The organism is Caproiciproducens lactatisolvens, assembly GCF_052443335.1.
GTDB lineage: Bacteria > Bacillota > Clostridia > Oscillospirales > Acutalibacteraceae > Caproiciproducens.
In genome coordinates, this window is record NZ_CP195750.1 from 437,849 (window position 1) to 450,021 (window position 12,173).

The window sequence follows — 12,173 nt, forward strand, 5'->3', positions numbered from 1 at the left end:
TTTTACTGCCAGGATTTGGAAGGCCGTCAGGAAACGTGCCGTCGGCACGTTTCAGGCCATGATTTTCTGCACTCGCATTTATTGCGGGAGACTCTTTTTGTCAAACGTCCATGTTTTGCCGTAATCATCCGTGATATAACGAATCTGCGTCTGCGCTCCGGTGCCATTGTCCGTCATGGCAACGGGCAAAACGCCGGACGCGCCGTGGAAAGCAGGGGACAGAGCCGTGGGATAGGAATTGACATTTTTCAGCTCCGGCGGCAGCTCGATGGCGCATTTCACCCAGGTTTTCCCCTTGTCCTGCGTTCGGTACACGACCGGGTTCCGATCGCTGTCATAGCGGAAGGACAGGAAGCCCGTCGTCGGACTTGCGAAGCCCGCTCCGGTCACAACATGCGGGTAAGCTTCGCTTGTATTGCCGATTTCAGACCAGCTCTTCCCGCCGTCCGCCGTCAGAAAAACGCGGTTTTTCTGGGACCCCGACGCGACATCGCCCGCGGTGACCAGCCACCCGTCTTTTTTCGAAAGGAATCCGAGAAATTTGGTTTCGGCATGATCCGCCCCGGCTTCCGCCACCCGGGTGCTGCTCCAGGTTTTCCCCCTGTCGCCGCTGACGAGGACCGTTATGCCGCTGTCCGCTTCGGTTCCGCCATACGCAACGGCGGTCACTTCGTCGGACAGGTAGACCGCCTTATCGCTGAAATAGGAAGCCGGATCGCCCGTGCCGGTTTCAAGCGGTACGGTGCAGGTCGCCCCCTTACCGTCCCTGATGACGAATTTTCCGTCTTTCAGCGTATAGGAGCCGTTCGCCTGCAAAAGGGCGATGTTGTCAATTGTCTGCTGCGTGTTTTGGCCTCCCGCCCTGTAGGTGAGAAATACCCCCGCGATGCCGATGACGATAAACACCGTGATGAGGCCGCTGAGGCCCTGAAGCTTTTTAACCATGCCCATAATTGTATTTTCCTTCCTTCTCATTTTGGATATTCGCGTCCGCTGACAGTGAGCTGTGAATGGGCTGCCAATGCGTGGCTTTTATGGAGATGCGTGCATTTTCCGGTATTCCGTCGGGGAACAGTTCATGTATTTCCTGAAATTTTCCGAATAGTAGCTCGCGCCGGAGAAGCCGACCTTTTCGGAGATTTCGGTGACATTGTACTCCCCGCTCAAAAGAAGCGGGATGCTTTTTTCAATCCGGTATTTCAACAGGTATTCAAAAGGGGTCTGGTGCATGGTCTTTTTAAAAAAGCGGCAGTATCCGCTCTTGCTGATATTGCAGGATGCGGCCAGCCCTTCCAGCGTAAGCCTTTCGGAGTAATGGCTGTGGATATAGTTTAGCGCCTGCTTTAAATAAAGGATGTCTTTGGAGCCGGCGCTGTCTTTTTCGGCAAGCACGCCCTGCAGCTCCCGGAAAAGCAGAGTCCACAGCTCGCACAGCCTGCCCTTGATCTGCAGCTCCCGGCAGAGGCCGTTTTCCGTGTACGCCCGGTTGATTTCCCTGATGAGCTGCATCATCCGCCTCTGCGGGGGGATTTTCGGACTCAGGTAAAGGGAGGGGCAGTTCTGCGACTGGATGACCGGCAGCACATAGACGTTTTCAATCGTGCTGTTTTCATGTCCGAAGACCAGTACGGGGTTAAATGTAATGACCAGATATGAGCAATCCTGCCCTTCGTACGATTTTGCGGTGTGCAGGACGTTCGCGTTGACAAACATCCCGCAGCCTTCCGTAAGGATGTAGACGGTATCGTTTGCCTGATATTCCATCGCCCCTTCCAGAACAACGGTAAATTCCAGATCGGGGTGCCAGTGGACCTCAAAGCTCGCGTGCTCATATTCGGAGAGAATCTCGTGGCTGAGGAAAAACGGGAACCCGTAATCTCCGTGCGGCGACTCCTCGGAAAGGTTTTTCCGAAGGATTAGTTTTTTCATGGCGCTGTCCTCCATGATTGTAATATTGTTATAAAAATAGGCAAAATTCCGATAGATAATCGATGATACTATCATTATACTGGTTATCAGAAGAAGGATCAAGAATTTTCTGACAGCTGTGAAAGGAAAGGGGAGGGAAACGATGAGCACGACAGAATCCGTCTGTGATTCCTGTTGCGGAGACTACAGCAGACGCGCGGCGAGGGGACGTTCGCTGCGCAGGCTGTTTACGGACTGCACCTACGACGGGAGTGCTTCCGCCGATCTTGTTCCGGAGCTTGCGGCACTGCGCGTTTTCAATCCGGAGTACCGAATCCTCAAGGCCAGAGAGCGCATGCGGGGGAATTTTCCGTGTGACGCGCGGCATTTGAACGGCATGATGAAGAATTTTCTGTCCGCCGCGAACGGAAGCTCCTCCTACAGCGTGCCGGTCGATCTGATTTTTGAACGGCTGCAGGGATGCGGCGGTCCGGAAAGCGGTGATCTGGTCCCGGTAACGCTGATCGCCTGTAAAATGCAGGAAGGACGGGTTTTCTGCAGCGTGGAACGGTTTTTCTACAGCGGCGTCGATTGCGCGGCGTCAAAGAGTATGCTGCGCCAGCCCCTGTATACGGAGCACCCGGAGCAGCTGACCCGGAAATTCCGGGATCAGGGCTATCAGGCGACTGGCGTGATGGGCAAAGGGGACTTCGTCCGGCAGCTGAGAAAGATTTTCAGCGAACAGTTCGGTTTTACAGTCTTATAAATGCTATTGCGGCTAAAATGCTCAGGCGGATTGCCTGGGTATTTTTTTGCCTCCGGCAGGGCTCAATTTACACAATTTCAGCGCGGGAATCTATACCGTATTTGTATACTTCCTTTCTTGACAGACGAAAGGGGCGAGCTTATAATACGGATATTGACTAATAGTCATTTTCCGTAATTTGGCAGAAAAAGGGCGAGGGGATGACGAAAATTGAAGACGACAAAGATTCTGGAAAACAAAAAGCTGAAAATGACAAAGCTCTATGACGCCGCCTATGAGCTGTTTACTTCGAACGGCGTACACAACACGATTATCGACGATATTGTGAAAAAAGCGGGCGTTGCGAAAGGAACGTTTTATCTGTACTGCAAGGATAAATATGATCTGGTCGATAAAATCATTTTAAAGAAAAGCGCGGCTGTGTTTGACGAGGCGATGAAAGCGGTTGCGGAGCGTCAGAAGATCAAAGAAATGGATTTTCTTCAGAGCGTGATCTTTTTCGTGGATTATTTAATTGAGTTTTTCAAGAAAAACAAAAAGCTGCTGTCCCTGATCTATAAAAATCTGTCCTGGGATTTGTATGAAAAGGCTTTGACCTATGACGAAATGGAAGGGGCGAAGCGGATCTTTATTCAGCACTTTATCACCGCGGGGGGCGACAGCGAGATCGCCAGACAGCGGCTGTATATTGTTGTTTCCATGGTCGGGGCCGTCTGCTACAACTCCATTGTTCTGGAAATGCCCTATCCGATCGACAGTGTGAAAGGCGAACTGTACCGGTCGATCAGGGAAATACTGGCCTGACCCCCCGCGGACGAAATAAACCTATTGAAAGCGCTTTTTATAAAAATACAACAAATAAGGGAGCATCGGGAATGAAATTGCCAGGAACCCGGGAGGGCTCACACTCTGTAGTGGACCTGATTATCAACCGCAGAAAACAAATCGAAATCGCCTTTATCGTCCTGGTTGTGGCCAGCATTTTTTTAAACTCGCTTGTCAGCATCAATTACGACCTGACGAAATATCTGCCGGAGACCACTCCCTCCAAGCAGGGGATCAGCGTCATGAAAAAGGAATTCGGTTACCCCGGCACGGCGCGGGTGATGATCGACGATGTTTCGCTGTATCAGGCCAAGGCATACAAGGATAAAATCGAAGCCGTGGACGGCGTCGACATGGTGATGTGGACGGACACGGCGACCGACGTTTATCAGGCCGACCAGTTTATCAGATACAAAGATATTGAGGACTATTATAAAGACGGCTATTCCGTGATGGACATTACCTTTGACGAAAGCGATACCAGCGTGCGCACCTCGCAGGCCATCGACCGCATTCAGGAAATCACGGGCGACAAGGGGCATTTCATCGGGGCGGCCGTTCAGAACAAGTCTTTGAGCGAGAACCTGAAAAAGGAAATGGCGAGGGCGACGGTCATCTGCGTCGCCATGATCATCCTGTTTCTCTGCCTTACCACCACGTCGTGGTTTGAGCCCGTGCTGTTCCTTCTGATTATGGGAATCGCGATCATCATCAATCAGGGGACGAATATCTTCTTAGGCGAGGTCTCGTTCCTGACCTCCAGCGTTTCCTCCGTCCTGCAGCTGGCGGTGGCCATGGACTATTCCATCTTCCTGATCCATTCGTTTACGGCGGAACGGGAAAAGGGGCTGGACCTGACGACCGCTATTGCCAACGCGATCCGGCACTCCGCCAAATCCATTCTGGCCTGCGGCGTCGCGACCTTCTTCGGCTTTATCGCGCTGGCTTTAATGAAGTTCTCCATCGGGTTTGACATGGGGATCGTTCTGGCAAAGGGAATTCTCATCAGCGTGCTGACCGTGCTGTTTTTAATGCCGTCCCTGATTATCCGCTGGGCCGGCCTGATCGAAAAAACCGCCCACCGGCCGTTTTTGCCTTCCTTTGATAAATTCGCCCGCGGCGTGTTTAAAAGCCGGTACGCGGTGCTGGCCGCGGTGCTGATTATCGCCGCCCCCGCTTATATAGGAAAAGGAATGACGGATTTTGTGTACGGCAGTCAGGCCGTCGGCGCCGGTGAGGGGACGAAGGTGTACGAGGATGAACAGGCGATCGACGCGAAGTTCGGCCGCAGCAATATGCTGCTCGCCATTGTTCCCAACACCAGCGTGGCAAAGGAACGGGAGCTTTCGCAGGAGCTGGAGGACCTCAGCTACACCAAGAGCGTGACTTCCCTTGCGAACACCCTGCCCGAGGGTATCCCGGAAAGCATCCTTCCCGAGAGCGTGACGGGAAAGCTTCACACGGACAAATATTCGCGCATTCTGATCTACATAAAAACGAAGGATGAAAGCAAGCTCGCCTTCCAGTGCTCGGACGAAATTCAGTCCATTGTGAAAAAATACTATCCGCAGAGCTCCTATGTGGTCGGGACTACCCCGTTCACGCAGGATATCAAGACGACCATTACCAGCGATTACGACTTTGTCGATATGCTGTCGCTGCTCAGTGTGGCCCTGGTGGTTATGATTACTTTCCAATCCCTGCTGATTCCGGTTCTGATCCTGATACCGATTGAAGTCGCCATTTTTATCAATATGCTTTTCCCATATTTGGTGGGCAACCAGCTGATTTTCATGGGCTATATTATTGTAAGCTGTATCCAGCTGGGCGCCACGGTGGATTACGCTATCCTGATGACGAACAACTATCTGGAAAGCCGGGAGCATCTGGACAGCAAGGCCGCGGCGGTCGAGGCGGTCGCCATGACGACCCCGCCTCTCCTCACTTCCGCCACCATTCTGGCGGGCGTCGGTTACATCCTGTACTTCACCTCCTCCATCAGCGCCATAGCGGATATGGGTCATCTGATCGGCAGGGGCGCTCTGCTCAGCCTTTCGATGGTGATTTTCGCGCTGCCGGCGCTGCTGTACTTCTTTGACAAACCCATTACACGCCATACTCAGCGGATGCGGGACCTGCGCGAAAAGGCGCGGGAAAGGATGCCCGCGTTTCGCAGGGGCCGCGCGCATCCCGCGGCCTGACGGACAAAAACAAGCGATCAAGGAGGAATCTTTCCATGAAAAAAATACACAGGGCTTTGGCCGGAATCCTCGCGGCGGCGGTGCTGGTCCCGTCGCTGTCGGCCACCGCGCGGGCCGCGGCGCCGTCCGTTTCTACGGACGAGGCGGTCTACGTCAATCTGGATTATTACGGCAAGCCGCAAAAGGTCAACATTGTCAAGGGCTGCGACCTGAACGGCGCCGGCGAGTTTACGGACTACGGTTCTTACGAAAAGGTTACCAATATGACCAATGAGGTGCAGCCTGCCGTCTCCGGGGATTCGGTCAGCTGGAAACTCCCCCAGAGCACGGGCCGTTTCTATTATGAATGTACGCCGAAGAACGGAACAGCCGCGCTTCCGTGGAATTTCGACGTTTCCTACAAGCTGAACGGCGTTCCCACAGCGGCGGACAAACTGGCCGGGGCTTCCGGGCTGGTGGAGATCGATATTAAAACGACGCCCGACAAAAACGCGCCGGAGTATTACCGCAACAACCTTCTGCTGCAGGTCGGGACGGTCGTAAAAATGAAGGACACGCTGAGCGTGGAGGCCCCCGGGGCGCAGGTCCAGTCCCTGGGCGATTATAAGGCAATTTTGTTCGCCGGGCTGCCGGGAGAAGAGACGACGGACGTCATCCGTATCGGTACCAACAGCTTTGAATCGATCGGGATTGTCATGATGATGGTACCCGGCACGCTGGAGCAGATGCAGGATATCAAGGATTTAAAAGAAGATAAGGACACCGTAAAGGGCTCCATGGACGCGATCAGCGACAGCGCGAATGAAATCCTGAGTACACTGGAAAGCCTGTCCGGCGGCCTCAAGCAGACCCAGTCCGGCCTTGCCGCGCTGGACGGCGCCCGCCAGACCGTCAGCTCATCCAAGGGCGGCGTGTACAGCAGCGCGGACAAAGCGCTTGCGGATTTGTCCCAAACGGCATCCCAGACTTCGGCGCTGATCCCCCATCTGCAGAAAAGCCAGCAGCTGGTGGAGGACGTGAGCACCACGCTGAACACTATGTCGCAGAACGTGACCGTCGTCGGTTCCACAATGGCTTCGCTGTCCGCTACCATCAGCAAGGTGCGCAGCGACGTGAACGACCTGCGGGACGTTCTTGACGACGCGGACGACGCGTCCGGAAAGCGCGCCGCACTGGCCAAGGACCTGAATACACAGCTCGGCACAGCCAAAACGACTGCGAAGCAGCTTGCCGCACTGCTTTCCCAGATGGATGACGGTTCCGCACAGCTGGCTGCGGATATGACTAAGCTTCAAACCGCCGCGGGGAAAGTGGCGGATGCCCATCCGACGGAACTTTCCACTCAGGAATTAATAACAAGCCTTCAGGCCGTGGGAGCCAGCCTGCAGACCGTTCAGAAATCCTCCGCCACGCTGGAAACGGCGCTGAAAGCGGTGCTCGGACAGTCGGATTCCTTTTTTGATACCGGAACGGAGACCGTCAGCGTGCTGGACTCCTATCTGGACGTGCTGGATGAGGGAACGGATTCGGCGGACGACCTGCTGCGCCACGCGAATCAGGCCGGCGGCAATCTGAAAGATCTCCTCAATATTTCGCAGAGCGTCACCGACAATATTGCGGCGCTGAACGGGACCATGAACCAGTACAAGGACGATACGGTCGGCGCGCTGAAGGATATGGAAAGTCTGGTCGGCAGCCTGGCCCGCACGATTTCCAGCGCCCAGGCCTTCCTGACCTCTCTGGAAACCGTCGCGAAAACCAGCGGCGACAAGCTGGACGACGGTACCCGCCAGACCCTGAACGGACTGATTTCAGTATTGCAGAAGGCTTTGAGCCAGATCGATGATACCTCCACTGTCAAAAACGCGAATCAGACGATGAAAAACACTGTTGACAAGGAGCTCGACAAGTTTGAGGATGAAAACAATTTTCTGAATCTTGACGCGAAGGCGAAGCCGATTTCGTTCACGTCTTTGAAAAACGCGTCCCCGTCCAGCATCCAGATCGTTCTGCGGACACAGGAAATCAGCAAGGACGAGGGAAATCAGGGGGAAAAGGACCTGGAGCAGCAGGAAAACGGTTCGAGTGTTCTTGACCGGATCCACAGCGTATTTACAAAACTTTGGTCGGCGATCACCTCCGTATTTTCATAGATAAAAAATTCTTCCAGTTTTTTCTAAATATTTTCACAAAAATATCACAAAGACATGCTATAATAAGCACAAAGATTTATTTGGAAGGGATTGGAAATATGAATTTTATGAAACACAGCCGCTTACATACCGTCCTCGCAGGGTTTCTGGCCGCGGTCATTTTGGCGCTGCCTCTCGCCGGGTGTGCACAAACAGCTGCCGTTCCCGATTCGTCCTTACGGACGGAATCTTCAGCGGTAACGAACAATCCCGCTCCGAAGATCAATCCGTCGGATTCAGCGGAGACTTCCGGGCAGAGCGCGAAAAAAACGGATTCTGCCGCCGCCTCGGGGGCGAAGGCTTCCGCTGAAACAAAGCAAAGCGGGAAAACAACAACGGCGCCGAAAACGCAGACAGCGCCGGACGGGCAGACGCTCAAAAAGACTTCCGGCGACGCGCTGGCGGACAACGGCGTACAGTTCAGCGTGCCCAAAAGCTTTGCCGCTCAATCGGGCTATACCTACGTGGATCAGCGGGAGGGCTACAATTTCCTGCCCGACCTTGTCAGCCGCGCCGTATATAAACAGATTTTTGAAAGCGCCTACAAGATATCGGCCGCGACCACTTCCGAGGGCTACTATCCTACCCAGAAGATCGTCGTATCCGGCAGCCGTCTTTCCGAGGCGCAGCTCCGCGTGATCCTGCTTGCGTTCCTCAACGACAATCCCCAGGTCTTTTGGCTTGCGAACGCGTATTCCTATGCGTACTCCAATGACAGCACCTATATCCAGCTTTATTCCGTCGTGTCACAGCCCAACTGCACCGCGATGATCCAGAAGATGAACCAGAAGGTGAGCGCGGTCATCAGCGCGATGCCGGCGGGGTTAAGCGAGCTTGACCGTGAATTGTACCTTTTTCATTATATAGCGCAGAACTGTACCTATAATAATGCCGCAGTCTCCGACGCCAGCATCTGGCAGTCGTTTTCCTCCTACGGCGTGCTGATTGACGGAACCGCGGTCTGTGAAGGATACTCCAGAGCCATGCAGCTCCTCTCCAGCTATGCCGGACTGCAGTGCATGCTGCTGAGCGGACAGAGCAACGGGGTCAACCACATGTGGAACGTCATCAAGATAGACGGCAGCTGGTATCATCTGGACACGACGTGGGGCGACAGCAATACGGAGGTATATAACTATTTCAATCTGAACGATGCGGCGATCGCCCAGAGCCGTACCATTTTCCCAAGCGCTTCCACCCTGACGGACGACCAGATCGACGGTACGGTGGGCGGTGAAGCCGCAAAATGCAACCTGACGGTTCCGGTCTGTACCGCCACCGCCGCCAACTATTTCAGGGCGAAGGCCGCAAAGGTGAGCAGCAGCTTGGAGGACAGCACCGTGACAGCTGCGCTGACCACTGCCGTACAGTCGAAAAATTCGTCCGTTTCCTTCTATATTGATGAAAGCGTGGACTTTGAAACCATAATGGCCGGGATGACGACGAGTCCGCCGTACCAGCTTCTGAAGTGCGTTAACGCGGTGAACAGCAAGCAGGCGGCCGGAAGCCGGATTGACACGGATAATCTGCAGTATCTCGGTGATAAGGTCAACCGGGGCATCACCCTTTTCCTGAAATATAAATAAGAAAGCACAAAGGGCGAGGGTCCGCGAGATTGTCTTGCGGGCCCTTTATTTGTCAATTGATTTTATTTTTGGGCGTGCTATAATAATCATACTAATTCTACCAACGTCCGGAGGAGCCCATGAAAAAATTTCTGACCGCAGTCATGACGCTGCTTTTGACCGGGTTGATCGGTATGTTCGGGTTTTTGGTCCTGTATCACGACAGGCTGGGGCTTGCATGGGACGATCCGTTTACGGGCTTTTTACAGAACGCGCTGGAGGCTTCCGTTTCCGGAGAGCCGGACGGGAGCGCCGGGGGCACCCCGGATACGGAAAATTCGGATAAAAACGCTTCTTCCGTTTTACAGGACGCTGCGTCCGCATCCGCGAATTATCCGGTCTTTCACCAGACGGCGGGGCTGGACAGCCTGACGGACAGCGGCAGCCGCGCGCTTTATCAGGAACTTCTGAAATCGGCGTATGCCATCGCGCAGAAGGCAAACAAGGACGGTTATTATCCCGCCGACGAGGCGACGGTGAAACATGAGGAGCTTTCCGAAAAGCAGATCCGCGCGGCGGTGCTTGCCCTGCGGTGCGACAATCCGCAGATATTCTGGCTTTCCAACCAGTATTCTTATACCTGTCAGGCGGGGAACACCTCGGTGCAGCTGTATGGGTATCTGCCGCCCTCAAAGTGCAGCGAGCTGGTCAAAAAGCTGAACGCGGAGGTTGCTTCGGTCATCGCCGGGATACCCAAGGGGCTGAGCGAGCTGGACCGGGAGATCTATCTTTTTCGGGCGATCGCAAAAAGGTGTACTTACGACAACGCCGCGGTGACCGATCAGACCCGCCTGGCCGCCCACGAGGTGACCGGCGCGCTGGTCGACGGCATGGCGGTCTGCGAGGGCTATGCGCGGGCCATGCAGCTGCTGGCCTCTTACTGCGGGCTTGACTGCCGTACCGTCAGCGGGAGGGCAACGGCGAGCCGCACATGTGGAACATCATCAGCGTTGACGGCGACTGGTATCATCTCGATCCCACCTGGGGCGACAGCGACCTTCTGAATTATCATTACTTTAATGTATCGGACAGTATCATCCGCGCGGACCACAGCATCAGCGAGAATATTCTTCTGTTAAAAGGGGAAAAAGTAAAGGACGAGGACGATTCTTCCGCAGATTATAACCTGCCCCTGCCCGCCTGCACCTCCATGAAGGCGAACTATTTCCGGGCCAGGGGAATCCCTGTCAGCGGGTTTACTTCCGAAAACAATAAAAAGGCCGCGGCTGCGGTCGCCTCGGCGGCCAAGTCCAAAAGCCGAACGGTCGAATTTTACATTGATGAGAAATTAAATTACGAGGATACGGTGGCGCAGATGATCGGCGCGCCGAAGTATCAGCTTTTTCATTATATTCAGACGGCGAACCGTTCCCTGAAAGCAGGGAGCCGGATCAACGAGGATAAAATCCAGTATGTCCAGGCGGACAAATGCCGCGGGCTGACGGTCATTCTGGAATATCATTAATAAGGAAAAGAAAAACGTAGGAAAAATGGAGCCGTGAATTACGGTATGCGGGAAAAGGAGGAATATGCGGATGAATCTGTTTTGTGCGGGAAAATATCGTTTTTCTTTGGGCGAAAAAGCTTATGTAATCGGAATATTGAATGTTACGCCGGATTCCCTGTCCGACCGGAGCCGCTTCCTCACACCCGAAAAAGCGGCGGGCCGGGCGCTGGAAATGCAGGAGCAGGGCGCCGATATCATTGATATCGGGGCGCAGTCCGCGCGCGCGGGCAGCACGGTGCTTTCTCCGGAGGAAGAGCTGGAAAGGCTTCTGCCGGTGCTGATGCAGCTGAACGGCCGTCTTGCCGTGCCCCTTTCCGTGGATACGTTCTATCCGCAGGTGGCGGCGGAGGTGCTGAAATACGGGGTGTCCGTTCTCAGGGACCTGAACGGCTTCGACAACGCGGAAATGGTCGCGGCGGCGGCGCGCTCCGACTGCGGCTGTATTGTCATGCATCACCGCGAAACAAAAGAAGAGATTATTCAGGATGTCAATCAATATTTTATGGAGAAACTGGATATCCTAACAAATGCCGGCATTTGCAAAGAGCGCATCTGTTTTGACCCCGGTATCGGCTTCGGAAAAACCCAGGAGCAGGATCTGCGGCTGCTGGGAAACGCGGGCCGGCTCCATGTGGACGGCTGCGCCCTGCTGATCGCGGCTTCGCGCAAGCGGGTGATCGGCGCCGAGTGCGGCAGCCCGCCCTACGAGCAGCGCCTTGCCGGAACGCTGGCCGCCCACAGCATCGCCGTGGCGGACGGCGCGGATATGGTTCGCGCCCACGATGTCGCACAGGCGGTGCAGGCCGCGAAAATCGCGTTTGCGATTCGGCGGGCCCGCGGCTGAAAGGCGTCGGATTATAAGGCAAAATGGGCCGGGGACAAGCCTTTTTAAAAAAAGTTAAAAAAACTTCGGAAAAAGGGTTGACTTACGGGGATGTATTTGGTATTATAGTCAAGCGCCTTACGAAAGACGCGAAGCGCGAAAGCAAAGCCGAAGCGGCAGAAACACAGAGCGGAAGCGGAGTTTTCGACCAGGACCTTGAAAATTAAACAACGAGAGAATTAAGGAACCCGTAATGAACTTGAGAGTATGGAAGTACTTTCGGACGAAGTTGGTTGTCACTTTAAAAGACAACGAGAATACACGCT

Annotated in this window: 10 protein-coding genes; 8 read left to right on the plus strand and 2 right to left on the minus strand. The window is 54.3% G+C overall.

Going from position 1 to position 12,173, the window contains the following annotated elements; translation table 11 throughout:
• Positions 1–78: 78 nt before the first annotated feature.
• Entirely contained in the window at positions 79–951 is an 873-nt protein-coding gene (locus tag ACRQV7_RS02125) for a WD40/YVTN/BNR-like repeat-containing protein (RefSeq protein WP_444659251.1), read from the minus strand.
• 81 nt (positions 952–1,032) lie between these two features.
• Positions 1,033–1,929 carry a helix-turn-helix domain-containing protein gene (locus ACRQV7_RS02130; RefSeq protein WP_444659252.1) on the minus strand — a complete coding sequence of 299 codons (897 nt, stop codon included), beginning with the start codon at positions 1,927–1,929 and terminating at the stop codon, positions 1,033–1,035.
• Positions 1,930–2,071: 142 nt separating this feature from the next.
• Between ACRQV7_RS02130 and ACRQV7_RS02135 the strand changes: the two genes are divergently transcribed.
• From ACRQV7_RS02135 to folP, 8 genes are all read left to right on the plus strand, one after another.
• Positions 2,072–2,674 (plus strand): hypothetical protein, encoded by a 603-nt coding sequence (locus tag ACRQV7_RS02135; RefSeq protein WP_444659253.1) that lies wholly within the window; start codon positions 2,072–2,074, stop codon positions 2,672–2,674.
• A gap of 210 nt (positions 2,675–2,884) precedes the next feature.
• Complete coding sequence (locus ACRQV7_RS02140; RefSeq protein ID WP_275717994.1) at positions 2,885–3,478, plus strand: TetR/AcrR family transcriptional regulator; 594 nt, start codon at positions 2,885–2,887, stop codon at positions 3,476–3,478.
• Positions 3,479–3,549: 71 nt separating this feature from the next.
• Entirely contained in the window at positions 3,550–5,700 is a 2,151-nt protein-coding gene (locus tag ACRQV7_RS02145) for an efflux RND transporter permease subunit (protein ID WP_444659254.1), read from the plus strand.
• 35 nt (positions 5,701–5,735) lie between these two features.
• The gene (locus tag ACRQV7_RS02150) at positions 5,736–7,853 is read left to right on the plus strand and encodes a hypothetical protein (RefSeq protein WP_444659255.1); all 2,118 of its coding nucleotides are present in this window, start codon (positions 5,736–5,738) and stop codon (positions 7,851–7,853) included.
• Between the two features lie 98 nt (positions 7,854–7,951).
• Positions 7,952–9,478, plus strand: a complete 1,527-nt coding sequence (locus tag ACRQV7_RS02155; protein ID WP_444659256.1) for a transglutaminase domain-containing protein — start codon at positions 7,952–7,954, stop codon at positions 9,476–9,478.
• Positions 9,479–9,597: 119 nt separating this feature from the next.
• On the plus strand, positions 9,598–10,521 hold the full coding sequence (locus tag ACRQV7_RS02160; protein WP_444659257.1) for a transglutaminase domain-containing protein: 924 nt from the start codon (positions 9,598–9,600) through the stop codon (positions 10,519–10,521).
• Complete coding sequence (locus ACRQV7_RS02165; protein WP_444659258.1) at positions 10,449–10,982, plus strand: hypothetical protein; 534 nt, start codon at positions 10,449–10,451, stop codon at positions 10,980–10,982. The genes ACRQV7_RS02160 and ACRQV7_RS02165 overlap by 73 nt, the downstream gene beginning before the upstream one ends.
• Positions 10,983–11,052: 70 nt before the next feature.
• Positions 11,053–11,868, plus strand: a complete 816-nt coding sequence (gene folP / locus ACRQV7_RS02170) for a dihydropteroate synthase (RefSeq protein WP_444659259.1) — start codon at positions 11,053–11,055, stop codon at positions 11,866–11,868.
• The last annotated feature ends 305 nt before the right edge of the window (positions 11,869–12,173 follow it).